Below are 25,909 nucleotides of genomic sequence, written 5' to 3' on the forward strand. Positions count from 1 at the left end.
GAGAGGAGCACGCATCGTGACCAGGCGCCCGAGAGAAACCTACGTTCCCGCCGCCCGCAACGGCTTCCCCGAACGACCATCGGTGGCGGTGCAACGGCGCCGGGTCGTTGCCATTTCGCTTGCCGCAATCGCGGCGGCCGCGATCGCGATCGGGGTGTCGATGTCGTTCTTCAACGCTGCCGGTCAACTCCCCGGGGTGGATCGGGCGGACGCTGTGCCCGTCGACGACGGCGAGACAGGCGAGATCAGTCTGACCGAACCCATCTCCCCGTTCGACGACGCCCACGTCGCCGTTGCGCGGCTCGACCCCGCGCTCAGGGAGGCGGTGCAGTCCGCTGCGTCTGACGCGGCAGCCGACGGCGTCGAACTGCTGCTCACCTCTGGGTGGCGCAGCGCCGACTATCAGGCGATGCTCCTCCGTGACGCCGTCGATGAATACGGCAGTGAGAGCGCTGCGCGGGAGTTCGTGAGCACACCGGAGGGGTCGCGGCACGTCTCCGGCGAGGCGGTCGACATCGCGAGGGTCGACCCTGCGCTCTGGCTCGAGCAGTACGGCAGCGCCTACGGGCTGTGCAGGGTCTACGCGAACGAGAGCTGGCACTTTGAGCTGGCTACGACCCCGGGAACTGAATGCCCGCCCATGCTTGCAGACGCCAGCGAGGCAGGGTGAGTATCGTGACGCGCCACCCCGAACCTCCCGTAGACGGCGACGCGTTCCCGGCTGCGGCAGGGCGGAGGCTCGCGGAAATCTTCGTCGACAGGCAGGCCATCGCACGCAATGTGCGCCACTTCCGAGCGGTGACAGCTACACCGGTGATGGCGGTCGTGAAGGCCGACGCCTTCGGGCACGGGGCTGTCGCGGAGGTAGCGCTCGCGAACGGGGCGACCTGGATCGGCGCAGCGAGCATCCCTGAGGCGCTGCGGTTGCGCGCTGCGGGGATAGCAGCGCCGACGCTCAGCTGGCTGAACCCCGTCGAAGCCGACTGGGACGCCGCGATCACGCAGCGAATCGACGTTGCCGTGTCGAGCCTTGAACATCTGCACGCGATCTCGCAGTCGGCCGCGCGGGTGGGAAGTCCTGCAAGGATCCACCTGCACCTCGACGTTGGGATGTCACGCGACGGTGCGCCGCGCGAACTCTGGGCGGTGCTTTGCGAGACCGCGAGAGCGTTCGAGCGCAACGGTAACGTGGCCGTCGTCGGGATCATGGGGCATCTTTCCTGCGCTGACGCGCCGACGGCTCCGCAAAACGATATTGAACGGCTGCGGTTCGTCAACGGGGTGCGCGTCGCGCTGCGGCGCGGACTCACCCCAAGCGAACTGCACCTCGCGGCCTCGGCTGCGGCGCTGCACCGATCCGACACACGCTTCACCCTCGCACGGATTGGGGCGGGGCTCTACGGCATCGACCCGGCGGGCCGCGAGCAGCTCGCCCCAGCGCTTACGCTCACCGCGCCAGTCGCGCTGCTCCGAGAGGTGCGGGCGGGGGAGGGCATCGGCTACACACACGACCACCGAACGACGCGCGCGACCACGCTCGCCGTGCTGCCACTGGGCTACGGCGACGGGCTTCCACGGGCGGCGCAGGGGCGCGCGGCAGTGAGCATACGAGGGAAACGAATGCCGATTGTTGGCCGAATCTCAATGGATCAGGTCGTCGTCGACGTCGGGTGCCACCCGGTGCAGCTCGGCGACATCGCAGTCGTGATGGGCCCTGGAGACCGCGGTGAGCCGACCGCGAAGGACTGGGCCGCATGGGCAGGGACGATCGAGCACGAAATCGTGACTCGATTGGGAACACGGAGCAGCAGGGTGCTGCGAACCGCAGATGAAAGGTGGGCGCGATGAGTGGGACACAGCACGTGATGGTGATTGGCGGTGGGGCAAACGCAGAGCACGAGGTGTCACTTGGGTCGGCGGCAGCGGTGCGCGAAGCGCTTGCGGCGAGCGGACGAACCGTCACTGGCCTCGCGATCAGGCGGGACGGCGAATGGGAGACGCTCTCCGGGGAGCGGATCAGCCTCGCGGCAGCGATCCAGCGCATGCGCGAGAGCGACGTGGTGTTCCCCGCGCTGCACGGTGAGGGAACCGAAGACGGAACGTTCGCCGGTCTCCTCGAAATCGTCGGAGTGCCATATGTCGGCTCCGGGGTGCGTGCTGGCGCCCTCGCGATGGACAAGTGGGCCGCGAAGCTCATTGCAACGGAGCTCGGTATCGCGACAGCACAGGGGGTGCTGATCGATGGCGAGCAGGTGTGCGGGGACCCAGCGGGGCTTCCGTTCCCCGTGATGGTGAAACCCGTTGCGTCTGGGTCAAGCTACGGCGCCACGCGTGTCGACAGCAGCGCGGAACTCACCGCGGCGATCGAGCACGCAAGAACCTTCGACGATCGGGTACTCATTGAGACATTCGTCGTCGGCAGAGAGGTCGATATTGCCGTGCTGCGCGGGGCGGACGGCACGCTGCACATCTCCCAGCCGCTCGAGATCGGAAAGGACGCCGATGCGGTCTTCGACACGGCACTCAAATACGACGCTGAACCCGACTTTGTGGTGCCCGCCCCGCTGACGGCGGAGGAGGGGGAGGCGATGCGTACTGCGGCACGAGCCCTGTTCGTTGCGCTCGGGTGCGACGGTGTCGCCCGCGTCGACTTCTTCATTCAGGGCGCTGAAATCGTATTCAACGAGATCAACACGATGCCCGGAATGACGCAGCTCTCGCAGGTGCCGCGTATGTTTGCAGTGGACGGTGTCTCGTTCCCTGAGCTGGTGGCGTGGCTCGTCGAGGGGGCGCTCGCCAGGAGAACACGAACAAGCTAGGGAGCGGAATGCTGAAGATTCTGGTGGTCGAGGACAACCCCGAACTCGCGCAGGCGTACCGCCTTGCGCTGAGCCAACGCGGCCACGAGGTGCAGATCGAGGGGACAGGGGCCGGCGGCGCGCGCGCCGCGATCCAGGAAGAACCAGACATTGTGCTCCTCGATCTCATGCTCCCCGACATCGACGGCTTCAGCGTGTGCCGCCACATCAGACAAGAATCTGACGTCCCGATCATCATGCTCACCGCGAGGGACGACGACGGCGACGTGATTGGTGGGCTCGACTCCGGGGCGGACGACTACGTAGTGAAGCCGGTGTCGCCCGGGGTGCTTGAGGCCCGCATCAGGGCGGTGATGCGCAGTCGGCAGGTGGGGCAGGCCACTGAGGACACCGCTTCCGTCCTGGCTTACGGCGACCTCAGCGTCGACCTCGGCTCGCTCGTGGTGACACGTGGCGGCGAGGAGCTTGAGCTGTCACCCAACGAGCTGCGGTTGCTCATGGTGCTGCTTGAGCATCAGGGGCAGGTGCTCAGCAGGGAGCAGTTGCTCGCGCGGGCGTGGGGATCGGCCGCATCGCTTGACCTGCGACTCGTCAACGCCGCCGTGCAGCGGTTGCGGTTGAAAATCGAAGAGGATCCGGCTGACCCGCAGCTACTGCGAACGGTCCGCGGCTTCGGATACAGGCTCGGCTAATGCGTTGGCGGTGGCGCCCGAGTCTGCGGACCCGGATCACGATCACGCTCGTCGTCGTCGCAGTCGGCGCGGCCGCGACGACTGCGGGGGCGCTCGTGTGGAACGCGCGGTCGATCATTCTCGAGTCCAAGCAGGCCGCAATCTACGAGGTGCTTCGTTTCGAAGCGACGGCGGCAACCGTGCAACTCCCCCCAAGCCCGGACGGGCGGGAGCTCGCGCAAGCGGCCGAGATGTTCTCCGTTCCGGTGGTGCTCATCAATATGAAGACGGGAGCATACGGCGGCTCGCTCCCCATAGACGCTATCCCGGAATATCTGCTGGATACGCTCAGCGGTGGCGAAGATATCAGCGCCTATGAGCGTACGAGTCGCTCGAACAGACTCGAATTCATTGCGGGGCTCTCACTGGTTTCGGTGCCAGCAGCCAGCGACGGGCTCGCCGCGTTCGGGCTGTACGACATGCAGGAGCAGCAGGATGAGATCGACGCCCTCGTGAGCCTCGGCGTGCTCATCGGGGTGATCTTCACGGTCGCAGCTGCGGCGACGGGTCTCCTCGTCGGGCGGCAGCTCGGGCGCCCGTTGCAGACGCTCGCGACGGTCGCTGACGGCCTGGGGGATCGCGGCCGGCCGCGTGTTGCCGCGACCGGTTACCCCGATGTCGACGCAGTCCTCGATGCGATGCACCACTCCGAGCAGCGGGTGGACACGACGATCGACCAGCTCGAGCGGAGCGAAGCTACGGCGAGGCAACTCGTCGCAGACGTTGCACACGAGTTGCGGACGCCGCTCGCGACGCTCGTTGCCGTCTCCGACATCCTCGCGGACACGGAGGCAGCGACCGTCGCGAACCGGCAAGAGGCAGGCAGTATCGCTGCCAGGAGTGCGACTCACCTCGCGTCGCTCACGAACGACATTCTCGAGATGAGTCGATTCGATTCGGGCAAGAGCGAGGTCGTTCGGCAGCCGGTCGATATCGCCGAGATGTGGCTTCAGCTCGCCGAGCTGCGGCAGTGGGACGGCGTCACGTTTGCCCTCGAAGGCGGCCCGGTGGTGCACACCGACGCGGTTCGATTGCGGCTGATCCTCTCAAACCTCGTGACAAATGCGCTGCGTCACGGGGCACCGCCCGTCGACGTGCGTGTGTGGGTGCAGGAGGGACGTTTGACGATCGCGGTCGCAGACTCTGGCCCCGGCATTGAGCCCGAGCACGAGGAAAGGGTGTTCAACCGCTTCTACAAGGCCAACTCCGCGCGGACCAACAGCGACAGCAGTGGGCTGGGGCTCGCAATCGTTCGGGAGAACGCTCGGATTCTCGGGGGAGACGCGTGGTTGACGCAGGAACACGGAACGGTGTTCGCCGTGTGGGTGCCGATCCTCACCTGACCCGCCGCTAGCGGGAAGACATGGCGTCGACGCCCTCGGGCGACAGCGCGTGGTGGATCGCGAGTAGGCTCGCGCCGAGCACCGCAGCCTGCTCGCCGGCGGATGACTGCACGATCGCGAGGTGCTCGGTGGCGAGTGGCATGGAACGCGTGTAGACGATTTCCCGCACCCCGGCGATGAGGTGCTCGCCGGCGCGCGCCATTGACCCACCGATCGCGATGACTGACGGGTTGATCAGGCTCACCGCTGTGGTGAGGACTTCGCCAATGTCGCGCCCAGCCTGACGCACCGCCTGGATCGCTTCGATGTTTCCCTGCTTCACGAGTTCGACGACCTCGCGCCCGGTCGTGACCTCAATGCCCTCGGCGCGCAGGGCCCGCGCTATCGCGGGCCCGGAGGCCAGTGCCTCGAGGCAACCCCGGTTGCCGCAGTGGCAGGGGATGCCTGCGCCGCGCGGCACCTGAACGTGTCCAATGTCGCCTGCGATGCCCTGCGCACCGCGCTGCAGCCGGCCGCCGGAAATCACGCCGGCTCCGATGCCGGTTGCCACTTTCACGAGCATGAAGTGCTCTGACTCCGGCCACGCGAACGCGCTCTCGCCGAGCGCCATGATGTTCACGTCGTTGTCGACGAGCACGGGTACCTGTAGGTGCTGCTGCACCCAGCCGGGAACGTCGAACCGGTCCCAGCCCGGCATGATCGGCGGGTTGACGAGCCTCCCGGTTGAGTGCTGCACTGGCCCGGGAACGCCGATGCCGATGGCGATGAGGTCTTGCTCCGATCGCCCGATTTGGTCGAGGAGGTCTCGTGCGGCTGCGACCATCCAGCCGAGCACTGCCTCGGGACCGCTGGCGATCACGATGTCCTCATTCACCTCACCGAGCACGGTTCCGGTGAGGTCGGTGGCTGCGAGTGTCGCGTGCGAGGCGCCAAGATCGGCGGCGAGCACAACCCGGGCCGAGGGGTTCAGGGCGAAGCGCGAGGACGGCCTGCCGCCTGTTGAAGCGGCTTCCCCGACCGGGGCGACGAGGTCAAGCGCCATGAGCGATTCGACCCTGGCGGCGACGGTGGAGCGGGCGAGCCCGGTGACGGTGGCGAGCTCCGCGCGAGTTCGCGGCTTGCCGTCTCGGAGCAGCTGAAACAGTTCGCTTGCGCCGGATGTTCCGAGAGGTGAGCCCCGATGAAAGTCAGCCATGCGGACAGTAAATCACATTCGGATAACGTGAAGTAAGAGGCAAAGCTGCAACCAAACTAGCGACTTTTGATTTTGCTCTTACAAAAGTCACCTGATCTGTGTCACACTCTCCGTATGACAACGACCGTCATTGGGCAATCCGCACCCGCAGGGACCGCGGCACGCACCGCAGCAGGCCAGACCGGGGAGCGTGCTGTGTCCGGCAGCGTGCGAGCCGGGTTCATCGGGAGTGGCTTCATGGCCGCCGTGCACAGCCGAGCCGCACGCGCGGCCGGAGCCCAACTCGCCGCGATCGCCTCGTCGAGCGCGGAGAGCGCACAGCGAGCGAGCGCGAAACTTGGGATCGCGAAAGCGTACGAGAGCGTGGATCGTCTGCTCGGCGACGACACCATCGACATCGTTCATGTCTGCACGCCGAACACGACCCACGCTGCGATCACCGAAGCGGTGATCGCAGCTGGCAAACACGTCATCTGCGAGAAGCCGCTCGCGACAACGGTCGCAGATGCCGAAGCGCTTCGCACCCTCGCGGCCACCGCCGGAATCACGGCAGCCGTCCCGTTCGTGTACCGCTTCCACCCGATGGTGCGCGAGGCTCGGGCACGGATACTCGCTGGGGCGACAGGGCGCGTGCTCAGCGTCAGCGGCAACTACCTGCAGGACTGGCTTGCGGAGCCCGTCGCAGATGACTGGCGGGTCGACGCCGCGCTCGGTGGCCCGTCCCGCGCGTTCGCCGACATCGGCTCCCACCTGGTTGACCTGCTCGAGTTCGTCACCGGGGACAGGATCCTGCGCCTCAACGCGACCTCGCGCACCGTCTACGGTGAGCGCGGACTGAGCCGCGACATCACCACGGAGGACCTGGTTGCGCTCGTCGTCGAACTGCGCGGGGGCGCCGTCGGGACCCTGCTCGTCTCGCAGGTCGCAGCTGGCAGAAAGAACAGCCTCGTTCTTGAAATCACCGGGGCGCGCGAAAGCGTTCGCTTCGACCAGGAACGACCAGACGAACTGTGGCTCGGACGCCGCAGCGGATCGGAGCTGATGCAGCGGGACGCCGCGACGCTCTCGAGCGACGCCGCGAGATACAGTGTCGTCCCAGCCGGTCACCCCATGGGTTACCAGGACGCCTTCAATGCGTTCGTCGCAGACAGCTACGCCGCAACGAACACCGATGCGCGTGACGGGAACACCACTGCTGGTCTGCCGACATTCGACGACGGCCTCCGCGCCGTGCGCATCACCGCGGCTGTCCTTGCATCCGCGCAGTCCGGCCAGTGGGTGGAGGTAGCCGAATGAGCGAGCATGAAGCGCACAACGCCCCCGCGGCGGAGCCGATCCTGCGTGCCGCTGGTGTGAGCAAAAGCTTCTTTGGGGTCACCGTGCTCGACAGCGTCGGTATCGAGCTCATGCCGGGGAGTGTGCACGGGCTTGTCGGCGAGAACGGTGCGGGCAAATCGACCTTCATGAAGATACTCGCCGGTGTGCACGAGCGCGATCGCGGTGAGATCATCTTCGCGGGTGAGCCCGTCACCTTCTCGCACCCCGTGCAGGCGATGCACGCCGGGCTCGCGACCGTGTTCCAGGAGTTCAACCTGCTCCCGGCGAGGAGCGTTGCACAGAACGTGTACCTCGGCCGTGAGCCGCGCAGAGCGGGGCTCGTCAACCAGCGCAAGATGGTGAGCGACACCAGGCAGCTACTGCTCGAACTTGGCATCACCTTCATCGACCCAACGGCATCAGTGAGCTCCCTCACCGTCGCCGAACAGCAGATCGTCGAGATCGCGAAGGCGTTGAGCTACGACGCGAAGGTCATCTCTATGGACGAGCCGACGGCCGCGCTCGCTGACCACGAGGTCGAGCTGCTGTACGGAATCATTCGGAGGCTGCAGGCGAGAGGCGTCGCCATCCTCTACGTCAGCCACCGCCTCAAAGAAATCTTCGACCTTTGCGACACAATCACCGTGCTCAAAGACGGCGAGTGCGTGAGCAGCGGCCCAGCCGCAGAGCTCGACACGGCAGAGCTCGTGCGCAAAATGGTCGGACGCTCCATCGAGTCGTTCTTCCCCGACCCCATCGCAGGCACCACAACCGGTGAGGTCAGGCTCGCTGTCTCCCGCGGGGGAAATTCGTTCGTCGATGCAGTCGATCTCGAGCTCCGCGCCGGCGAGATCGTCGGGATCTCAGGCCTGCAGGGGAGCGGTCGAACCGAACTCGTCGAAGCGATCTTCGGTGTTGCGCCGTTTGAGCGCGGCACGGTCGAGCTCGACGGCGAGGCCGTGGTGCTGCGATCCCCTCGCGCTGCGGTGCAGGCCGGGATCGCCCTCATCACCGAGGACCGCAAGGCGCAGGGGTTGACGCTCGGGCAGTCGGTGCTCGACAACGCGCTGCTCGTCGTCCGCGGTGTGTTCCCCCGCCGCACTCCAGCAGTACGGGAGACCATCCCCGGGGTGCTCAGCGCGCTCGAAGTGAACTACCAGGGCGCGGACCAAGAGGTGCAGTTCCTCTCGGGAGGTAACCAGCAGAAAGTCGTACTCGCCAAGTGGCTCGCGACGAACCCCCGAGTCGTGCTCCTCGACGAGCCAACGCGCGGCATCGACGTCGGGGCAAAGATCGCTGTCTATCAACTCATGCGCCAGCTCGCACACGCGGGCGTCGCGATCCTCATGATCTCGTCCGAACTGCCAGAAATCATCGGGATGTCGGACCGGATTCTCGTGATGCACGATGGCCGAATCGTCGCGAAGTTGCCCGCGGGAGCGAGCGAGGAACGGGTCTTGTCGGCCGCAACCGGCACGGTCTCAACGATCATGGAAGGGACACAGGCATGAGCGCGATCATTGCACGCGGGAGGGCCGCTGGCAGGAGACTCAGCCCCACAGCAATCGTCTACATCGCGCTCCTCGGTGTGCTCCTCGTCGGCGGGATCCTCGTCGCAACCGTCGGGCGCAACCTCCTCAGCGCGGGCAACATTCGCGACATTCTCACCGGGATGAGTGTGCTCGGATTCGTCGCGATCGGGCAATCCCTTGTCGTGCTCTGCGGCTCACTCGACCTTTCCGTGCCCTACGTCATCAGCCTCACGAGCCTGCTCGCAGCTGATCTCATGCGGGGCAGTGCGGCCAACATCGCGGTCGCGGTGCTCGTCGCACTCGCAGTCGCCGCGGTGATCGGGCTGCTCAACGGTCTCATCGTCACGAAGCTGAAGGTGCACGGCTTCATCACCACGCTCGGTATGGGCCTCATCGTGAAGGGCTACCTCGACACGAACTACAAGGGCACGAGCGGGGATGTGCCGTGGGAATTCCAGCTCATCGGCGCAACAGGCATTGGCCCGGTCCCCGTATCGACCATCATCATGCTCGCCGTCGCGGTGCTCGCAGCGCTCATGCTCAGCCGCACCCGCATCGGCAACCACATGTTCGCTGTCGGGGGCAACGAGCAGGTCGCAAGGCTCAGCGGCATCCGCACGGCCAGTCCCGTCGTACTTGCTCACGTGCTCTGCTCGCTCACCGCGGCGTTCGCCGGCCTCCTCCTCGCAAGTCGGCTCGGTGTCGGCAGCCCGACCGTCGGGCCGCAGGGCGGCTACGACCTGCTTTCCATCGCGGCCGTCGTGCTCGGCGGGACGCTGCTCACTGGCGGGAGAGGATCCATCTGGGGCACCATCGGCGGCGTCGCAATCTTCGCCGTGCTCGACAATGTCATGAGCGTGCTGCAGGTCAACCCGTTCGCGAAGGACATCGTGCGGGGGATCGTGATTGTTGCAGCGGTTGTTGTCTATACGAGCCGTCAGGTGGAGCGCAGGCGCGCCCGATTCGGGCACGCTGCCGACGCTCCGCCACCAACCACTGGCAGCGCTCCGCCACCAGCCTTCGTAGACGCAGCGAAGGGAGAACGCGCATGAACGCCCTGAAAACACTGGTGAGCCCGCGCGGGGCAGTCTTCCTGCTGCTGCTCGTCTTCCTCATCGCGATCACCGCACTCAACCCGAGCTTCGCTGAGCCCGGCCAACTGATGCGATTCATCCAGCGCGTTGCCCCGGTCGCTATCGTCGCGATCGGCCAGTACTTCGTGATCGTCGGAGGCGAGTTCGACCTGTCGATGGGATCCGTCGTGACCGCGCAGGTCGTGATCGCGGGAAACCTCGTAGGCCAAGACGAGAGTCGCACCGTCCCCGTGCTGCTGCTCATGTTCGTTATCGGTGCAGCCGTCGGGCTCATCAACGGCCTCATCGTGTCGCTCCTCAAAGTGCCCTCGTTTATTGTCACGCTTGGGATGATGCTCGCGCTCCTCGGCGGCATCCTGCTCTGGACTGGCGGGGCGGCGACGGGCAACCCAGCCGACGGGTTCCGCGCGATCGGGCGTGGCGGGATCAGAGACGTGCCCGTGCTCGACTTCATCCCGTGGGCAGTGCTCATCCTTATCGCGGTGCTCGCCGTCGCGATCTGGTTCACGAAGCGGCCATTCGGGCGCACAATCATCGCGCTCGGAGATAACCCGACCGCCGCAAGCTACGCCGGAGTCAGAAGCTGGTGGGTGAAAACCAGCACCTTCGTGATCTCCTCGCTCTCCGCAACACTCGCTGGCGTGCTCCTTGTTGGGTTCGCAGGCGTCCACCCATCCGTGGGTCGCGGCTACGAGTTCATGGCGATCACGGCTGTGGTGCTCGGCGGTGTTGTCCTCGGAGGTGGGCGCGGCTGGATCGTCGCGGCCGTCGCCGGTGCGTTCGCGCTGGAATCCTTGTTCATGCTCTTGAACTTTGCGGGCGTCCCATCGACGATGCGTGACGCCGTACAGGGCGTCATCATCATCGCCGCCGTTGCATACTCTGCGACAAGCTTCCGCGCGAAGCGGCGGTCGCGCCCCACAGAAACTTCCCTCGCAGAGGAGAAGGAGGCGGTGCCACCAGGCAGCGCGCCTCAACCTGCTAAACACCACACCCACGCTCTTCGCGACGACACAGCTCCGTCGGTGCGGATCGTTGAGGGTACCAACCCACACAACCAAGGAGGCTTGTGATGCGACGAATGCACGTAGCGTTCGCCATGGTCGGAGTAGTTTCACTCTTCGGCCTTGCCGGCTGCACGACCGACCCAGGGGTCAGCGCCCCAGGCGAAACTGAGACGACCGAGGCAGAAGGGGAGTGGTTCGATCAGGCACTGTTTGACAAGCAGTACGACGAACGCGGCGTCACCCCGGGTGGGCCAGCGGACGAACCGTATCTGCAACACATCAACGCCGAGATGGTCGACACCTCGGAATTCGCTTCTGACGGGGCAAAGAAGGGCTGCTTCGCGAACGCCTCCCTGTCGAATCCGTGGCGCCAGACTGGCTGGATCACCATGAACGAGCAGCTCAAGGAGTTGCAGGCTTCCGGTGCGATCAGCGAACTGGAGACACGTGACGCGCAGGACAGCGACGACACACAGATCGCCGACATCGACTACTTCATCGCGGAGGGCAACTGCGACTTCTTCGTGATCTCCCCGAACAGCACGGCGGCAATGACGCCTGCCGTGCAGCGTGCGTGCGACACCGGCAAACCCGTCGTGCTCTTCGACCGCGGAGTGCAGACCGACTGCCCGGTGACCTTCATCCACCCGATCGGCGGCTTCGCGTGGGGAATTGACACCTCAGAGTTCCTCGTCGACAACCTCAACAAGGGCGACAAGGTCGTCGCCCTGAGGATCGCTCCGGGCGTTGACGTGCTCGAGCACCGGTGGGCAGCAGCAGAGAAGATCTTCGGCGACGCCGGCATCACCGCAGTCGACTACTTCAGCGGCGGCGACCCGACGGAGATTAAGAAGATCATCTCGGACGAACTGGCGAAGGGCGACGTGCACGGCGTCTGGATGGACGCGGGTGACGGCGCGGTTGCCGCCATCGAAGCGTTTGAGGATGCCGGACTCGACTACCCAGTGATGACGGGTGAGGACGAGATGAGTTTCCTCCGGAAATGGAAGTCGACCGGGCTCACCGGGCTGGCGCCCGTCTACTCGAACTTCCAGTGGCGAACCCCGCTCATCGCAGCGTCGATGATCTTCGCCGGCGAAGAGGTGCCGAAGGAGTGGGTGCTGCCACAGAACCCCATCCCCGCCGATGAGCTCGACGGGTACCTCGCCGATAACGAGGGCATGCCAGACGGGCACTACGCGAAGTTTGGTGGGGAGAATCTCCCAGGCTTCCCGAAGATCTGGCAGGAGCGCCGCATCCCCTAACCGGGAGGCACGACCGCTCGCTTCGCGCGACGCTGGCTCGGGAGTCGACGGGGATATCCTTGTCGGATCTCGAGCCAGCAGCGTACGTGCCAGCTCGAACGAACTGATCACCGACACGATCACTGACTGCAAGGAGGCAGCATGCGACGCGCACTCGGGGTGAACACGTGGGTGTGGGCGAGCCCGCTGAGCGACGCGACACTCGAAACGCTTGCCGGGAAGATTGCTCGCCTCGGATTCACCGCGATCGAACTGCCGGTCGAGCAGCCGGGGGATTGGTCGCCGGAACGCGCACGGGGCATTGTCGCCGAACACGGGCTCGCGCCGGTAGTGGTCGGCGCGATGGGGGCTGGCCGGAATTTGGTCGCAGCGCCGCGCGACCAGATCGCAGCCACCCAGGCCTACCTGATGCACTGCGTCGACGTCGCCCACGCGCTCGGGTCGAGTAGCGTCGCGGGCCCCTTCTACACCGAGACCGGCCGCACCTGGCGGATATCCGACTCCGCCAGGCAGGGGCTGTACGACGAGCTTCGCGATGGGCTCGCTCCTGTCGTGGCCCACGCCGAAGCCGCGGGTGTGCGGCTCGCGGTGGAGCCTCTGAACCGCTACGAGACGAGCCTCATCAACACCGTCGACCAAGGACTCGGTGCGCTCGGGCCGCTGCTTGGCGGCGGCCTTGGGCTCGCGCTCGACAGCTATCACATGAACATCGAGGAGCGCGGGATCGCACCTGCGATCCGCTCCGCTGGCACACACATCGCTCACGTGCAGGTCTGCGGCAACGATCGTGGTGCCGTCGGTGGCGACAACACGGACTGGCCGGCCTTCCTCGACGCGCTCGACGACGCGGGCTACGCCGGCCCGCTCGTGCTTGAGAGCTTCACCGGTGACAACGACACGATCGCCGTAGCCGCGTCCGTCTGGCGGCCGCTCGCCAGCAGCCAGGACGCGCTCGCCGAGGACACCCTCGGATTCCTTACAGCCATGCAGACCGAAAGGTACCCGCGATGACCAGCCCCACAACACCCCAGGTCACCCTGTTCACCGGCCAGTGGGCCGATCTTCCCCTCGAGGAGGTTGCGAAGCTCGCGAGCGGCTGGGGGTACGACGGGCTCGAACTCGCGGCCTCCGGTGATCACCTCGACCTCAAGCGCGCAGACGAGGACGACGCCTACCTCCGGTCGCGGCTCGAGATCCTCGAGCGGTACGGCCTCAATCTCCACGCGATCTCGAACCACCTCACCGGGCAGGCAGTGTGCGATGACCCCATCGATTTTCGGCACGAGGCAATTGTCCGACCATACACCTGGGGAGACGGCGACGGTGAGGGGGTACGTCAACGCGCGGCTGAGGACATGAAGCGGGCCGCGCGCGTGGCAAGAAAACTCGGTGTAGACACCGTCGTCGGCTTCACCGGATCAAAGATCTGGCAGTATGTTGCGATGTTCCCGCCGGTATCCGAAACGGTTATTGAGCAGGGATTCGACGACTTCGCGGCGCGCTGGAATCCGATCCTTGATGTGTTCGACGGCGAGGGGGTGCGATTCGCGCACGAGGTCCACCCTGGGGAGATCGCCTACGACTACTGGTCGAGCGTGCGCGCGCTCGAAGCGATCGGCCATCGGCGCGCGTTCGGGTTTAACTGGGATCCGAGTCACATGATGTGGCAGAACATCGACCCGGTCGGTTTCATCTGGGACTTTCAAGACCGGATCTACCATGTCGACTGCAAGGACACGCGACTGCGGCCGCACAATGGGAGATCCGGGGTGCTCGGATCGCACATGCCGTGGGGGGATCCGCGGCGCGGCTGGGACTTCGTTTCGACGGGCCGAGGGGATGTGCCATGGGAAGACGCGCTGCGTGCGCTGCGCGCCATCGGCTACACCGGGCCGATTTCGATCGAGTGGGAAGACGCAGGGATGGATCGGCTGCACGGCGCACCAGAAGCGCTCGCGTACATCCGGTCACTGCTCTGGACGCGTCCCGAAGCGAGCTTCGATAGCGCGTTTTCGAACCAGTGACCGGATGTAGCCGCCACGGCGGTGAGCTCGAGCTACAGCCGCTCGAGGATCGTCGCGTTCGCCATGCCCCCGCCCTCGCACATGGTCTGGAGGCCATACCTGGCCCCCGTGTCCTTGAGGGTGTGCACGAGTGTGGTCATGAGCCGCGCGCCGCTCGCGCCGAGCGGGTGCCCGAGAGCGATCGCGCCGCCGCGCTTGTTTACCTTGGTGAGGTCGGCCCCGGTTTCCTTCGCCCACGCCAGGACGACGGGGGCGAAGGCCTCACTCACCTCGAACAGGTCGATGTCGTCAATGCTCAGCCCGGCACGCTTCAGTACCTGTGCTGTTGCCGGGATAACGGCGGTGAGCATGTACAACGGGTCAGCCCCTGCAACGGCAAAGCTGTGCACTCTGGCGAGCGGGGTGAGGCCAAGCTTTTCGGCCATCTCGCTCGTGGTCACCATGACCGCTGCACTGCCGTCGCTGATCTGGCTCGCTGAGGCTGCAGTGACGTTCCAATCAATCTGGGGGAAGCGTTCTGCCATCTCCTCGTTGTAGAACGCCGGCTGCAGCGTTGCGAGTTTCTCGAGTGTGCCGCCCGGCCTGATCCCCTCGTCGTGGGTGAGCCCGGCGACGGGTGCGATCTCGGCGTCGAAGGCACCTGCCTTCGTCGCCGCATCAGCTTTCTCGTGCGAAGTGATCGCGAATGAGTCCATCTCCTCGCGCGTGATGCCCCAGCGTGAGGCGATGAGCTCAGCCGAGTATCCCTGGTCTACGAGCCCATCTGGGTAGCGTTCAGCGAGCGCCACCCCGTTGATATCGTTCGCGCCGGCGACGGAGGACCCAATGGGTATGCGGCTCATCGATTCAACGCCAGCAGCGATGGCGATGTCGTACGCGCCAGAGATCACTCCCTGAGCGGCGAAGTGGACGGCCTGCTGGCTGCTGCCGCACTGGCGGTCGATGGAGATCGCCGGAACCGTGTCAGGGAAACCGGCGGCGAGCGCCGCCCTGCGGGTGATGTTGCCGCCCTGTTCGCCGACCTGGCTGACGACGCCGCCGATGACGTCGTCGACGAGTGCTGGGTCGATGCCGGTGCGCTCGATGAGGGCGCTGAGTGAGTGGGCGAGGAGGTCGACGGGGTGTACCTCCGCGAGCGCGCCCGTCGGGCGGCCCTTGCCAACTGGGGTACGTACTGCCTCGACGATGACTGCGTCTCTCATGTGCTGTCCTTTCAGCTAACTATCTGGTGTGAGCCTACGACGCCTGTGCCTGGCGCACTAGTCTGAGCTGCCTGGCTTCGGCGAGATGGGTGCCGTCTTCGCCGAAGACGTTGATGGTCTCGGTGTTCCACCCGCTGGGAGTGGTGGTTGTGGTGTGTGCGTCGACGAGCACCCACGGCGTTGTTGCGTGTGCTCCGCTGAAGTGGACGGAGAGTTCGACGGTGGGGATGGCGGTTGGTGCGGAGAGTATTGCCGCGTATGAGGGTGCGAGTGCGTCGACGAGGAAGAGGAGCCGGTGGTCGTCTGGCGGGAGGTCGTCGTCGGTGAGGCGGATCCAGGAGGTGAGCCGTGGCTCGGTGCCACCTGCGAAGGGGCGGTGGGTTCCCGTCACGCGAAGCTCGGTGTGCACGCTCACTGGAACGAACGAGGGTGGCGGGCGGAACAGGGTTCCCTCACGCCAGGTGGGTACAGCTGGCGGGGTGGGGAGGATCGCTTGGGTGTCGAGCGTGCTGTCGCTGCCAAAGAGCGCCGTTGCGCTTGCGAGCGGTGTGGCCTCGGGCTGGGTGGGGTCGTCGTGGCCGCTCGCCGCGGCGACAATGCGTGCGCTGGTTGAGGTTGTTGAGCGGGTCGCGCTGTCGGTTGCCGCTTCGATGCGGAACTCCTCGCGTACGGCGCGGTGCAGCCTGCCGGTGACGCTGCGCAGGCGCTGCGGGTTCGCCTGGGGTGGATCGTCAGGCGACAGGCCAGCTGCGCGTGCGGCCGTTGCGCGCATCGCGTTCGTCATGGCGGCGAGGGCGAGGCCGCCGTGTAGCCCGCCGAAACCCCAGAGATCGTGCGGTGACGCGTGTGTGGCGTCTGGCTGGGAGCTCAGGAAGCCGCCGACCGAAGTGAGGGTGGCCGCGCCACCTTGCTGACTATGTGTGACCATAGTTAGATAGTACGATGCTCGCTATTGTTTGCACAAGTCAGGTGGTACAATTCGCGTATGTCCGTCAAACTCTCCGGCCCGCTCGCCGACCGATCCTCCTGGAGTACGGAGGAATGCTCGGTCGGCAAAGCCATGGATGTCGTGGGATCGCGCACCGCCATGCTGTTGCTCCGTGAGGCGTTTTACGGCACGACCCGCTTCGACGACTTCGCCGCGCGAGTTGGCGTCACCGATGCGGTTGCAGCAGCGCGCCTGAAGAAGCTGGTCGCGCTCGGCATCTTTGAAAAGCAGCCGTATCGCGAGCCTGGCCAGCGCACCAGGTACGAGTACCAGCTCACCCAGATGGGGCGCGACCTCTTCCCTGCCGTGTTTGCGCTCATGCAGTGGGGCAACACCTACCTGCAGCACAGCGGCGGGCCACTCGCACTCGTCGAGCAGGGCACGGGAGCACCCGTCACCGTTGCGCCGCGCACCCCAGAAGGGGAGCGCGTCGCCGTCGAAGATATCGCGGTGCGCGTGAACCTCGACTGGCTGCAGCCGCAGGGCTAAAGATCCGCCGTCGCCGCTGCAATCACAGGGCTTCTTCACCGTTGCGGTGCTACCGTAAATTCGAGTTCAAGGCGGTGGAGATTCGATGCGTTCAGGGACGGTCGGCGTGAGGCCGGTGTCAGGCCGCGGCCTCGTGTTCCTCCTCGCATTCGTATCGTTTCTCGCACTCATCCTCATCGGGCCACACATTCACGGGCTCAACGCGGCGCCAACGCCCGTGGTGTCTTCTGCAGCGGCGGCCGCCGTGACGCCAGACGCTGCGCCCTCCGGAGCCGTCATTGGCGTGCAGGGGGAGCACGGGCAACCGGGCGATGATTCGCTCGGGGTCGCTGCCGCCTGCGTGCTCGTGCTGCTCCTCACTATCGGATTCTTCGCGGCACGCGCTGCGCCGCGGCTCGCGGTTGCTCGACCACGTCCAGCCGTGCGGCTCCGATCGGTGGCGCGGGCGCCGCGCGGGCTCCCGCTTCCGCTATTTCGGTTGCTCTCCATCAGCCGCACCTGAGCGGTCGACGCTCGACGGCGGGGAGGCGTGGCGCACGCGTACCCCGAGCCGAGCACCTCGGAGCCGCCGTTGGTGTGAGACCAGCCGCGGCCAGCGCGACACCACCGCAACGCCCGCGGCCAGCCGCACGTACCGAGAAAGGCGCAACGCCCTGTGAACCCCACGAGCCGCGCTGTCACCAGCACCCTTGAAATCGCTGACCTCGTCACCTTCAACGTCACCAGTGTGCCGTTGCTTGGGTGGCTTGCCGTCGCATGCCTGATCGCCTACCTCGCGGGAGCGATCTCCCTGTGGGCGCGCGGCCGCCGCTGGACAGTGCCAGGCACGATCTCGTTCGTGCTCGGCTGTCTCGCCTGGTTCGCGGCGACCGGGCTCGGCGTGAACCAGTACGCCGATGACCTCGTGACGGCGCTCGTGTTCCAACAGATCACGCTCTTCGTCGCGGCGCCCCCGCTCTTGCTCATGGGTTCGCCGGGCAAGCTGCTGCTGCGCACGACCCCACACGTCGGGCCTGGCAAGTGGGTGGTGCGCGCGGCGATCGCAGCTCAGCGCTCGCGCGCGGCGTGGATCCTGCTGCACCCGATGGTCGCGATCATCATCGCCATCGCGGCCTTCCCCGGCCTGTACTTCACCGACGCGATCAGTTGGGTGATGGCCACCCCCGGCGGGCACCAGACGCTGCTCGCGCTCCTCCTGGTCCTCGGCATTATTGGCGGCGCACCGCTGTGGGCGCTTGACCCGCTGCCGCGCTCGCCATCGTTTGGCATGCGCATGGTGAGTGCCTTCCTCGAGCTGCAGATTCACGCGCTGTTCGGGCTCGTGCTGATCAGGAGCGCGAGTGGCATGCTCAGCTGGTACTCGACCGAGCCCGAAGGGTGGGGCATCACGCGCGCCTTTGACCAGTCGTTGAGTGGCAGCCTGGTGTGGACATACGGGCAGCTCCCGCTGCTCATTGTGCTCATCTTCACGCTCTCGAAGTGGCGCAGCAGGGACCTGCGGGTCGCGCGGCACCGGGCGCCAGCGGAAGACGCTGCGCTCGACGAATACAACGCATACCTGGCGAAGTTTCACGAACACGAAGCCCGCGAGGACAACAGAAAGGGCTCGGCATGACCGGCACAGACTCTCAGACCCCCCGTACGCCGCATCCCGCCCAGCCGGGCGAACCACAGCAGCGAAAACGGTTGAGCACCTCGGCGAAGGTTGCGCTCATCACCATTCCGACCGTGTTCGCTGGCGCGCTCATTCTGTTCATTGTGCTTGCGCTCGGAAAGGCCGGCTCCTCGCCAGCCGGTGACGGATCCGACCCGGCTGGGGAACCGGGCGCCAAGCCGGCAGTCCCGCTGGTCACCGAGAACTCGCACCTGCTCGCGGACGCAGGCAAGGATGCGCCGGTGCTCGTCGAGTTCCTCGATTTCGAGTGCGAGGCGTGCCGGGAGATCTACCCCGTCATGGAGGATGTGCGGGAGGAGTATGCCGATCAGGTGAGTTTCGTGGTTCGATACTTCCCGATTCCCGCCCACAAGAACTCGATGAACGCGGCGATTGCGGTCGAAGCCGCGGCGCAGCAGGGCAAGTTCGAGCAGATGTACCAGCGCATGTTTGAAACGCAGTTGGAGTGGGGTGAGCGGCAGGAGTCTGAGGCACCCCGCTTCCGGGGCTTCGCCGAAGCGCTTGGGCTCGACATGGGCGCATACGATGCCGCCGTGGCCGATCCCGCGACGCAGGAGCGCGTCGAGTTCGATTTCGAGCAGGGGCAGCAGCTCGGCGTGCAGGGCACCCCAACGTTCTTCCTTGAGGGGAAGCTGTTCCAGCCGCAGTACGTGAACGACATTACGGAGGCGCTCGACGCCGCGATCGCCGCGCGGAAGTAGGGCGGACACGGTCGGATGGCCCGCGCGCAGACCCCGCGCAGACCCCGCGCGGGCGCCGCGGGAGGCAGATGGCTCGGGTGTTAGCCCGTCACGCGCCAATCGAGACAGCGTGGCTTGAAATGATACGCTCTATCAAGACACTCTGTCTCGAAATGGATTTGGAGATCCCCGTGAACGAACTCGAACTGACCCCCATCCCCGAGGTGCTCGCGCGCCTGCGCCGAGGCGAGGTGGTGCTCGTTGCCGACAGCGCCTCGCGCGAGAACGAGGTCGACGCGATCGTCTCCGCCGAGCTCGCGACGCCCGCGGCCATCGGCTGGATGGTGCGGCACACGTCGGGGCTGCTGTGTGCACCGCTCACCGCGGATCGGGCGGACGCGCTCGAGCTTCCGCCGCTCGTTGCTCGCAACGAGGATCCGCGCGGCACGGCCTATACGGTGACCGTGGACGCGCGTGCGGTGCTGAGTACGGGGATATCCGCGACGGACCGCGCGCTCACGGTGAATGCGCTCGCCGACCACGCGACGCAGCCAGCCGACCTTATTCGGCCGGGCCACATCCTGCCGCTCCGGGCGCATCCGCTCGGCACCCTCGGCCGCGGCGGGCACACGGAGGCCACGGTGGATCTGCTGCGGCTCGCCGGAATGACCCCCGTCGGGGTGCTCGCCGAGCTTGTGGATGACGCGGGGGAGATGCGCCGAGCGGGCGAGGTTGGCGCAACCGCGCTGTTTGCGGGTATGGCGTTTACGACGGTTGCCGCGGTGGCCGCGGCTGTCGCCGAGGCCACTGCGGCCGGCCCCGACTACTCCCGGTAGTCGCCGACGCCGCTTCGCCAGTAGCCCTGGACGTGCAGTTGTGCGATGTCCAGGGCCTGGAGGCGGTGCCGAAACCAGTGCGCTGATGCCGCCTCACCCGCAAACCACACGCCGGAGGTTCGGGGGAACGCCGCCTGCTCGGCGGCGGCGAGCAGCTGGGTGCCGGGGCGTTCGCCGTTGCCGCGGGTGAGCCAGGTGATCGCCGCGCCGCGCGGGAGCGCGATGTCTTGGCGGTCCCTGTCGTCGCCAAGCTCGATGGTGGCCGCGATGGTGCGGCCCGAGTGCTCGCGTTCGAGGATGGCGGCGATCGCCGGGAGCGCGGTCTCGTCGCCGAAGAGCGTCAGCGCGGTCGCCGCGCTCGTTGGGGCGCCGCTTGCTCGCGGGCCCCCGATTCGCGCGCGCGTGCCGATCCTGCTCTCGTGCGCCCAGCGCGCGACGGTGCCCGCGCCGTGCCGAAACACGTCGATGGTGATTTCGTCGCGCATCGGGTCGAAGCTGCGAACGGTGTACGCCCGACCGTGTTCGCCGAAGCCGTCTGGCTCGTCGATGAAGAGCTTGATCCAGGCGCCTGGGGTGTCGTGGACGGTGGCGACGAGGTCGTCACCGCCGAGGGTGAGTCTGAGCATGCGCGGGCTGAGCTGCTCGCGTGCGGTCACGACGATGTCGCGCGTGACGGTCGGTCGGCGGTCGCGGCGCGTGGCTGCGGTGGCGGATCTTGGGGTGGTCATCTGGTCCATCTCTTTTCGAGTCAAGCTGTATCGTAATGGTACCCACGTGAGTTTCGGATCAGCAAGTCTCGAAAGTGTTAGGGTGAACACCATGGAGGAGCGCACACGACCACTTGGCCGGCCGCGGAGCGAAGACGCCCGGCTCGCCGTGCTCAGGGCAGTCGACGACATGCTCGTCGAAGAGGGCTACGCGGCGATGACTATGAAGGGCATTGCTGAGCGGGCGAAGGTGGGGCGGCAAACCGTCTACCGCTGGTGGTCTTCGAAGGCTGAGATTCTGCTCGAGGCGAGCGCGACAGACGCCGCGCGCGAGCTCACCGTTGAGCCTGGCGCGAGCGCTGCGGCGGACGTTGCCGCGTTTCTCACGGCCCTCTCGAAGTTTCTGACGTCCTCTGACGCCGGGCTTGCCTACCGGGCCCTGCTCGGTGAGGCGCAGCACGACCACAAAGTGGCCGAGCTGCTGCGCGGAACCGATGTGCTCGGCGACGCCGCGCGCGCCTTCATTGCGGACCTGCGTGACAGGGGCGCGCTCGGTAGTCGCACTCCAGGCGTTGGGGTCGCGGCTCAAACCGGGGTCGGTGTGGGCGCGGGGTCTGATGCCGAGCTCGCGGCTGAACTTGTCGGGCCGACGCTGTTTCGCACACTCGTCGAGGGGTGGGCGGGGGAGCCCGCGGGAATTCGCGAAATGGCCACCCGCTTCCTCGCCCGCTAACCGCGGGCCGCTCCGAGGGCGCTCGCCTGGCTTCCCGCACTCGGGGGCCGGCTCGCGCGACGGCGGAAACCCCTGCTACGCTAATCATCTGATGAATTGGATGGGGCCTATTGATTGGGGAGCGAGCGAGCAGCACGCCTCCTCGATGAGTGCTCCCTTCCTCATGTCGACGGGTGTCATTACCGGTGAGGGTCGCGGCGAGCGCCCGGTCTCCCCGCCGCACACTCACCCGGAACCGATGCTCGCGTGGTGCTACCGCGGCACCCTGTGGGTGTATCTCGAGGACTCGATCTGGCGGCTTGCCCCCGGGCAGGGGATTTGGATCCCCGCGCACACGCCACATACCGCGCGCCACGAGCGCGACGCGGTCGGGTGCTACACCTACGTGCCAGACTCGGCCCTCGACGCCCCGGTGGTGAGCGTCACGCGCGTGCACGTGCAGCGTGCTGTGCAGGAGATGATGCTCCACCTCGGAGGCAACGACATGGATCCCGACCTCCGGGTTCGTATCCAGGGGGTGCTCATTGACATGCTCCAGCTCCCGGCACCAGACCCGCTCGGCGACGCGGGTGAGATCCCCGTTCCGGGCGACGAGCGGGTGCGGCCGCTCGTCGAGACGGTGCTCGCCTCGCCCGGCGACGCGCGCACCGCGCGCGAGCTGTTCGCGCAGCACGGCCTGCACGAGCGCACCGTGCTCAGGGTGTTCAGCAACGACATTGGGATGAGTTTCGGGCAGTGGCGCACTGGCGTGCGCATGACCGCTGCCGCGCGCCTCATTGTCGGCGGCACCCCCGTCGGCGCCGCGGGTAACAAGTGCGGCTACGACTCGACGAGCGCCTTCTCGGCTGCATTCAAGGGGCGCTTCGGGATGACCCCACGGCAGTACGCGGCGCGCGCCAAGGCCGACGACGCGCACCGCGCGTACTGGCGGTAAATCGGATGTTTGGCGGTTTTGCGGTAGAAGTCGTCCGCTCGGCAACACACGGGGGAGTCCTTCGCTCCTAACGTTGATGTGTTAGGTAAGGCTTGCCTAACTTGCTGCCGCGGGTTCGCGGCCACGACCACCCCTCTTCCCGCAAGGAGAATCATGTTGCACGCCTCTTCGCGTTCACACACCAGGCGCCTCTTGGGCGTAGCTGCGCTCGTCGCTGCCGCCGCGATCGCCCTCGCAGGCTGCTCTGCCCCGGCAGACACAGCCCAGGACACGGGCGCAGAAACCGGCGTCACGATCGAGCACGCGCACGGCTCAACGAACATCCCCGAAAAGCCGAAGCGGATCGTCGCCCTCGGCTGGATGACGCCAGACATTGTTGCCGCGCTCGGTGAGAACCCGGTCGGTATCGAAGAGGTGTGGGGAGCGGACGAGAGCGGCTACCAGCCCTGGTTCAAAGACTTCGTCATGGAAAACTACGGCGAGACCCCCGAGATCATCCCCTACGCAAAGGAAGGCCCGAACTACGAGGGCATCAAGGAGCTCAAGCCCGACCTCATCCTCAGCCTGTACTCGGGAGTGACCGACGTTGAGTACGAGCGGTTGAGCGAGATCGCTCCGACCGTGCCCTACATCAAGGGCCCGTGGGATCCGAGCACCTGGGAAGACATGACGCGCACCGTCGGCAAGGCGATGTGGGAGGACGAAAAGGCGGAGGAGCTCGTCGCTGAGACCGACGAACTCGTCACCTCGCTCGCAGCAGAGCACCCGGAGTTCGAAGACAAGGTGTTTGTTTGGGGCCTCACCCTCAACGAGGGCGGAACTGATCTCGGCGTCTACCTCGAATACGATCCCCGCGTGCGCATCACCGAATCGCTCGGCTTCAAGTCGACGAGCGCGATGGACAGCTTCCTCGCGACCGCCGAGGGTGACAACTGGTACACGGGCGTGAGCCTCGAGAACCTCTACGACGTCGAGGCTGACCTCTTCGCCGCGTGGGGCGGAAGCAAGGCCGAGGGCACCTACACGGTCGAGAACAAGATCGTCTCGCGCTGGAACCCCATCGCCAACAACGCCTACGTCATCTACAGCGACCAGGCGGAGGCCTCAGCGATCAGCGCACCCACGGTGCTCTCGCTGCAGTACATGCTGCCGAAGTACGTCGACGACCTTGCCGCTGCGCTGCAGGGCAAGCCGACAATCAACGGCGAGTGACACCCACTCTCTCGGAGCGGGGCCGCGTCGCGGCCCCGCTCCCGGCGGTTCGCCGCCCGATCGCCCGCCGCAGACACTGGGCCCTTGTGCTCGGTCTCGTGGTCTGCGTCGCCCTGCTTGCACTCACCGCGGTCGCCTCGCTCGCGGTTGGCAGCAAGTCCATCGACCCGGCGACGGTGCTCGCCGCCCTCACCTCGTATGACGACGAGAACGCGCTGCACCTCATGGTGCGGGAACTGCGTGTGCCGCGCACGGTGTACGCGATCCTCATTGGGGCGGCGCTCGCGGTCTGCGGCGCGCTCATTCAGGCATTTACCCGCAACCCGCTCGCGGATCCTGGCATCCTCGGCGTGAACGCTGGCGCATCGTTCGCCGTGACCTTTGCGGTTGGCGTGCTCGGCTTCAGCGAGCCAGGAGCATATGTGCCGTTCGCGCTCGCGGGCGCGTTCGTGCTCACCGTGCTCGTCTACGCCCTCGGCTCCTTCGGCCCGACGGGCGCGACCCCGATGAAGCTCACGCTCTCGGGCGTCGCCCTCGGCGCAGCCTTCACGGGCTTCACGACCGCGATCGTACTGCAGAACAACAGCACCCTCCAGATCATGCGGTTCTGGGGTGTCGGGTCCGTCGCCGGGCGCGAACTCGAGCAGCTCGCGTGGGCGGCCCCCCTCATCTTTGCCGGGCTCCTGCTTGGCCTGCTCAGTGCTCGCTCGCTCAACGCACTCGCCCTCGGCGACGACCTCGCCCAGGCGCTCGGCGCCAGGATCAGAGTCACACGCATCTGCGTCATCATCGCCGTCACGCTCCTCGCCGGGACCGCGGTCGCGGCCGTTGGGCCGATCGGGTTCGTTGGCATCATGATCCCGCACGCGGTGCGCTGGTTCACGGGCCCTGACCAGCGCTGGGTGATTGCGTACTCGCTCGTCGTCGGCGCGATCTTCCTGCTCCTCGCAGACATCCTTGGCCGCGTCGTGCTCCCGAACGGCGAGCTCCGCGTCGGCATCGTGACGGGGCTGCTCGGCGCTCCCGTGCTCATCGCGCTCGTGCGCCGCAGGCAGGTGAGTGGACTGTGAACACCCAACACAACGTCGTTGATTTCGGCAGGCGTGAGTTCCGCGTCGAAGCCAGCCGCTTCGCATTCGCCGTCCGCGCCCGCAGCGTGTGGGTGAGTATCGCGCTCGTCGCCGTCATCATCGTCTTCGGCGTGACCTCCATGACAATCGGGGCGTATGACGTGAGTTTCGGCGAGGTACTGCGCGCGCTCTTCGACCCAACCACCGACCCAGACACGCGACAGGTCGTCTTCGAGTGGCGCTTCCCGCGCGTCCTCTTCGCGATCCTCTGCGGCGGCGCGCTCGCGCTCTCCGGCGGCATCTTCCAGTCGCTCACCCGCAATCCGCTCGGCTCGCCAGACATCATCGGCTTCGGTGTTGGCGCGCAGTTCGGCGTGACCCTCATGATGGTCGCGCTCGGTCTGAACACCTACATGTACAAGGCGGCAGGAGCCCTCGTTGGCGGTCTCATCACCGCGCTGCTCGTCTACGTGCTCGCGATGAAACGCACCGTTTCCTCGTTCCGGCTCATCATCGTCGGCATCGGCGTCTCCGCAGGTCTCGGCTCGCTCACCTCGTGGATCCTCATCTCGGTGAGCGTCGAAAAGGCGATGATGGCGGCGACCTGGGGTGCCGGATCGCTCGCATCGCTCGGCTTCGACCAGCTCCTCCCCGCCGCCGGGGTGTTCGTGCTCGTCGCCCTCGCGGCGCTGCCGCTCAACCGCACGCTGCCCGTGCTCGAGATGGGTGACGACGCCGCAACGGCGCTCGGCGTGCACACGGGGCGCACCCGCTTCACCGCGATGGTGCTCGGCGTCGCGCTCGTCGCCCTCGTGACCGCCGCCGCCGGCCCGATCTCGTTCATCGCGCTCGCGGCCCCCCAAATCAGTCAGCGGCTGCTGCGCACCAACACCCCAATGGGGACAGTGCCGCTCATGCTCACCGGGTCGGCGCTCGTCGTCGTTTCTGACACCGTCGCGCAGTTCATGATGGTGCCAGTTGGCGTCGTCACCGTATCCGTCGGCGGGCTGTATCTCGCCTGGCTGCTTGCCACACAGTACGCGCGCCGCGCGTGAA

The 25,909-nt window shown here is 66.5% G+C and carries 26 protein-coding genes; 22 read left to right on the plus strand and 4 right to left on the minus strand.

Going from position 1 to position 25,909, the window contains the following annotated elements; genetic code table 11:
* Nucleotides 1–16: 16 nt before the first annotated feature.
* From SD72_RS03150 to SD72_RS16785, 5 genes are read left to right on the plus strand one after another with little or no spacing between them, the layout of a single operon-like run.
* Nucleotides 17–670, plus strand: a complete 654-nt coding sequence (locus tag SD72_RS03150) for a M15 family metallopeptidase (RefSeq protein WP_232299626.1) — start codon at nt 17–19, stop codon at nt 668–670.
* 5 nt (nt 671–675) lie between these two features.
* Nucleotides 676–1,848, plus strand: coding sequence for an alanine racemase (gene alr / locus SD72_RS03155; protein ID WP_232299627.1), 1,173 nt, complete (start codon nt 676–678; stop codon nt 1,846–1,848).
* Nucleotides 1,845–2,819, plus strand: a complete 975-nt coding sequence (locus SD72_RS03160; protein ID WP_042543169.1) for a D-alanine--D-alanine ligase family protein — start codon at nt 1,845–1,847, stop codon at nt 2,817–2,819. The genes alr and SD72_RS03160 overlap by 4 nt, the downstream gene beginning before the upstream one ends.
* 8 nt (nt 2,820–2,827) lie before the next feature.
* The gene (locus tag SD72_RS03165) at nt 2,828–3,511 is read left to right on the plus strand and encodes a response regulator transcription factor (RefSeq protein ID WP_042542995.1); all 684 of its coding nucleotides are present in this window, start codon (nt 2,828–2,830) and stop codon (nt 3,509–3,511) included.
* The gene (locus tag SD72_RS16785; RefSeq protein ID WP_052492427.1) at nt 3,511–4,893 is read left to right on the plus strand and encodes a sensor histidine kinase; all 1,383 of its coding nucleotides are present in this window, start codon (nt 3,511–3,513) and stop codon (nt 4,891–4,893) included. Before SD72_RS03165 ends, SD72_RS16785 begins: the two co-directional genes overlap by 1 nt.
* 7 nt (nt 4,894–4,900) lie before the next feature.
* On the opposite strand, the gene SD72_RS03175 is transcribed toward SD72_RS16785, so the two are convergent.
* A complete protein-coding gene (locus tag SD72_RS03175) occupies nt 4,901–6,088 on the minus strand; it encodes an ROK family transcriptional regulator (protein WP_042542996.1) in 1,188 nt (395 codons plus the stop codon).
* A 114-nt stretch (nt 6,089–6,202) separates the two neighbouring features.
* On the opposite strand from SD72_RS03175, the gene SD72_RS03180 reads away from it, so the two are divergent.
* The 7 genes from SD72_RS03180 (at nt 6,203) to SD72_RS03210 (ending at nt 14,327) form a co-directional block, all read left to right on the plus strand.
* Entirely contained in the window at nt 6,203–7,384 is a 1,182-nt protein-coding gene (locus tag SD72_RS03180; RefSeq protein WP_042542997.1) for a Gfo/Idh/MocA family protein, read from the plus strand.
* A complete protein-coding gene (locus SD72_RS03185) occupies nt 7,381–8,916 on the plus strand; it encodes a sugar ABC transporter ATP-binding protein (protein WP_042542998.1) in 1,536 nt (511 codons plus the stop codon). The genes SD72_RS03180 and SD72_RS03185 overlap by 4 nt, the downstream gene beginning before the upstream one ends.
* A complete protein-coding gene (locus tag SD72_RS03190; protein ID WP_042542999.1) occupies nt 8,913–9,989 on the plus strand; it encodes an ABC transporter permease in 1,077 nt (358 codons plus the stop codon). Before SD72_RS03185 ends, SD72_RS03190 begins: the two co-directional genes overlap by 4 nt.
* Nucleotides 9,986–11,104, plus strand: a complete 1,119-nt coding sequence (locus SD72_RS03195) for an ABC transporter permease (RefSeq protein ID WP_084766730.1) — start codon at nt 9,986–9,988, stop codon at nt 11,102–11,104. Before SD72_RS03190 ends, SD72_RS03195 begins: the two co-directional genes overlap by 4 nt.
* Nucleotides 11,104–12,303, plus strand: a complete 1,200-nt coding sequence (locus tag SD72_RS03200; RefSeq protein WP_042543000.1) for a substrate-binding domain-containing protein — start codon at nt 11,104–11,106, stop codon at nt 12,301–12,303. The genes SD72_RS03195 and SD72_RS03200 overlap by 1 nt, the downstream gene beginning before the upstream one ends.
* Before the next feature lie 141 nt (nt 12,304–12,444).
* Complete coding sequence (locus tag SD72_RS03205; RefSeq protein ID WP_042543001.1) at nt 12,445–13,314, plus strand: sugar phosphate isomerase/epimerase family protein; 870 nt, start codon at nt 12,445–12,447, stop codon at nt 13,312–13,314.
* Nucleotides 13,311–14,327, plus strand: coding sequence for a sugar phosphate isomerase/epimerase family protein (locus SD72_RS03210; protein WP_042543002.1), 1,017 nt, complete (start codon nt 13,311–13,313; stop codon nt 14,325–14,327). Before SD72_RS03205 ends, SD72_RS03210 begins: the two co-directional genes overlap by 4 nt.
* Nucleotides 14,328–14,359: 32 nt before the next feature.
* Here SD72_RS03210 and SD72_RS03215 read toward each other — a convergent pair whose 3' ends face one another.
* Both SD72_RS03215 and SD72_RS03220 read right to left on the minus strand, forming a co-directional pair.
* Complete coding sequence (locus SD72_RS03215; RefSeq protein WP_042543003.1) at nt 14,360–15,529, minus strand: acetyl-CoA C-acyltransferase; 1,170 nt, start codon at nt 15,527–15,529, stop codon at nt 14,360–14,362.
* A 34-nt stretch (nt 15,530–15,563) separates the two neighbouring features.
* Nucleotides 15,564–16,457: an acyl-CoA thioesterase domain-containing protein gene (locus SD72_RS03220; protein ID WP_052492428.1), complete on the minus strand. Its 894-nt coding sequence runs from the start codon at nt 16,455–16,457 to the stop codon at nt 15,564–15,566.
* 57 nt (nt 16,458–16,514) lie between these two features.
* Between SD72_RS03220 and SD72_RS03225 the strand changes: the two genes are divergently transcribed.
* The 5 genes from SD72_RS03225 to ribB all read left to right on the plus strand — a co-directional run bounded on the left by SD72_RS03225 (nt 16,515) and on the right by ribB (nt 20,197).
* Nucleotides 16,515–17,006, plus strand: coding sequence for a winged helix-turn-helix transcriptional regulator (locus SD72_RS03225; protein WP_042543004.1), 492 nt, complete (start codon nt 16,515–16,517; stop codon nt 17,004–17,006).
* Between the two features lie 85 nt (nt 17,007–17,091).
* Nucleotides 17,092–17,508, plus strand: coding sequence for a hypothetical protein (locus SD72_RS03230; RefSeq protein ID WP_042543005.1), 417 nt, complete (start codon nt 17,092–17,094; stop codon nt 17,506–17,508).
* Nucleotides 17,509–17,661: 153 nt separating this feature from the next.
* Nucleotides 17,662–18,621 carry a cytochrome c oxidase assembly protein gene (locus tag SD72_RS03235; protein ID WP_042543006.1) on the plus strand — a complete coding sequence of 320 codons (960 nt, stop codon included), beginning with the start codon at nt 17,662–17,664 and terminating at the stop codon, nt 18,619–18,621.
* On the plus strand, nt 18,618–19,382 hold the full coding sequence (locus tag SD72_RS03240; protein ID WP_084766732.1) for a DsbA family protein: 765 nt from the start codon (nt 18,618–18,620) through the stop codon (nt 19,380–19,382). The genes SD72_RS03235 and SD72_RS03240 overlap by 4 nt, the downstream gene beginning before the upstream one ends.
* Nucleotides 19,383–19,552: 170 nt before the next feature.
* Nucleotides 19,553–20,197: a 3,4-dihydroxy-2-butanone-4-phosphate synthase gene (ribB, locus tag SD72_RS03245; RefSeq protein WP_232299628.1), complete on the plus strand. Its 645-nt coding sequence runs from the start codon at nt 19,553–19,555 to the stop codon at nt 20,195–20,197.
* Here ribB and SD72_RS16790 read toward each other — a convergent pair.
* Nucleotides 20,185–20,925 carry a siderophore-interacting protein gene (locus SD72_RS16790; RefSeq protein WP_198141841.1) on the minus strand — a complete coding sequence of 247 codons (741 nt, stop codon included), beginning with the start codon at nt 20,923–20,925 and terminating at the stop codon, nt 20,185–20,187. The two genes, ribB and SD72_RS16790, sit on opposite strands and share 13 nt — an antisense overlap.
* A gap of 91 nt (nt 20,926–21,016) precedes the next feature.
* On the opposite strand from SD72_RS16790, the gene SD72_RS03255 reads away from it, so the two are divergent.
* The 5 genes from SD72_RS03255 to SD72_RS03275 all read left to right on the plus strand — a co-directional run bounded on the left by SD72_RS03255 (nt 21,017) and on the right by SD72_RS03275 (nt 25,908).
* Entirely contained in the window at nt 21,017–21,637 is a 621-nt protein-coding gene (locus SD72_RS03255) for a TetR/AcrR family transcriptional regulator (protein ID WP_042543008.1), read from the plus strand.
* A gap of 91 nt (nt 21,638–21,728) precedes the next feature.
* Nucleotides 21,729–22,571: a helix-turn-helix domain-containing protein gene (locus SD72_RS03260; protein ID WP_042543009.1), complete on the plus strand. Its 843-nt coding sequence runs from the start codon at nt 21,729–21,731 to the stop codon at nt 22,569–22,571.
* Nucleotides 22,572–22,724: 153 nt separating this feature from the next.
* Nucleotides 22,725–23,783: an ABC transporter substrate-binding protein gene (locus SD72_RS03265; protein WP_042543010.1), complete on the plus strand. Its 1,059-nt coding sequence runs from the start codon at nt 22,725–22,727 to the stop codon at nt 23,781–23,783.
* Complete coding sequence (locus tag SD72_RS03270; RefSeq protein WP_052492431.1) at nt 23,780–24,853, plus strand: FecCD family ABC transporter permease; 1,074 nt, start codon at nt 23,780–23,782, stop codon at nt 24,851–24,853. Before SD72_RS03265 ends, SD72_RS03270 begins: the two co-directional genes overlap by 4 nt.
* Nucleotides 24,850–25,908: a FecCD family ABC transporter permease gene (locus SD72_RS03275; RefSeq protein WP_042543011.1), complete on the plus strand. Its 1,059-nt coding sequence runs from the start codon at nt 24,850–24,852 to the stop codon at nt 25,906–25,908. The genes SD72_RS03270 and SD72_RS03275 overlap by 4 nt, the downstream gene beginning before the upstream one ends.
* Nucleotide 25,909 lies beyond the last annotated feature (1 nt).

The sequence above is a fragment of the Leucobacter komagatae genome, assembly GCF_000834055.1.
GTDB classification, from domain to species: Bacteria; Actinomycetota; Actinomycetes; order Actinomycetales; family Microbacteriaceae; genus Leucobacter; species Leucobacter komagatae_A.

What these genes read in the sequence shown, in the direction of transcription:
- SD72_RS16785 (WP_052492427.1), top strand. Translation starts at nt 3,511, where the DNA reads ATGCGTTGGCGGTGGCGCCCGAGTCTGCGGACCCGGATCACGATCACG.
- SD72_RS03200 (WP_042543000.1), top strand. Translation starts at nt 11,104, where the DNA reads ATGCGACGAATGCACGTAGCGTTCGCCATGGTCGGAGTAGTTTCACTC.
- SD72_RS03265 (WP_042543010.1), top strand. Translation starts at nt 22,725, where the DNA reads ATGTTGCACGCCTCTTCGCGTTCACACACCAGGCGCCTCTTGGGCGTA.
- SD72_RS03260 (WP_042543009.1), top strand. Translation starts at nt 21,729, where the DNA reads ATGAATTGGATGGGGCCTATTGATTGGGGAGCGAGCGAGCAGCACGCC.
- SD72_RS03190 (WP_042542999.1), top strand. Translation starts at nt 8,913, where the DNA reads ATGAGCGCGATCATTGCACGCGGGAGGGCCGCTGGCAGGAGACTCAGC.
- SD72_RS03175 (WP_042542996.1), bottom strand. Translation starts at nt 6,088, where the DNA reads ATGGCTGACTTTCATCGGGGCTCACCTCTCGGAACATCCGGCGCAAGC.
- SD72_RS03230 (WP_042543005.1), top strand. Translation starts at nt 17,092, where the DNA reads ATGCGTTCAGGGACGGTCGGCGTGAGGCCGGTGTCAGGCCGCGGCCTC.
- SD72_RS03195 (WP_084766730.1), top strand. Translation starts at nt 9,986, where the DNA reads ATGAACGCCCTGAAAACACTGGTGAGCCCGCGCGGGGCAGTCTTCCTG.
- SD72_RS03185 (WP_042542998.1), top strand. Translation starts at nt 7,381, where the DNA reads ATGAGCGAGCATGAAGCGCACAACGCCCCCGCGGCGGAGCCGATCCTG.
- SD72_RS03205 (WP_042543001.1), top strand. Translation starts at nt 12,445, where the DNA reads ATGCGACGCGCACTCGGGGTGAACACGTGGGTGTGGGCGAGCCCGCTG.
- SD72_RS03255 (WP_042543008.1), top strand. Translation starts at nt 21,017, where the DNA reads ATGGAGGAGCGCACACGACCACTTGGCCGGCCGCGGAGCGAAGACGCC.
- SD72_RS03220 (WP_052492428.1), bottom strand. Translation starts at nt 16,457, where the DNA reads ATGGTCACACATAGTCAGCAAGGTGGCGCGGCCACCCTCACTTCGGTC.
- SD72_RS03210 (WP_042543002.1), top strand. Translation starts at nt 13,311, where the DNA reads ATGACCAGCCCCACAACACCCCAGGTCACCCTGTTCACCGGCCAGTGG.
- SD72_RS03215 (WP_042543003.1), bottom strand. Translation starts at nt 15,529, where the DNA reads ATGAGAGACGCAGTCATCGTCGAGGCAGTACGTACCCCAGTTGGCAAG.
- SD72_RS03160 (WP_042543169.1), top strand. Translation starts at nt 1,845, where the DNA reads ATGAGTGGGACACAGCACGTGATGGTGATTGGCGGTGGGGCAAACGCA.
- SD72_RS03240 (WP_084766732.1), top strand. Translation starts at nt 18,618, where the DNA reads ATGACCGGCACAGACTCTCAGACCCCCCGTACGCCGCATCCCGCCCAG.
- SD72_RS16790 (WP_198141841.1), bottom strand. Translation starts at nt 20,925, where the DNA reads ATGACCACCCCAAGATCCGCCACCGCAGCCACGCGCCGCGACCGCCGA.
- SD72_RS03165 (WP_042542995.1), top strand. Translation starts at nt 2,828, where the DNA reads ATGCTGAAGATTCTGGTGGTCGAGGACAACCCCGAACTCGCGCAGGCG.
- SD72_RS03180 (WP_042542997.1), top strand. Translation starts at nt 6,203, where the DNA reads ATGACAACGACCGTCATTGGGCAATCCGCACCCGCAGGGACCGCGGCA.
- SD72_RS03225 (WP_042543004.1), top strand. Translation starts at nt 16,515, where the DNA reads ATGTCCGTCAAACTCTCCGGCCCGCTCGCCGACCGATCCTCCTGGAGT.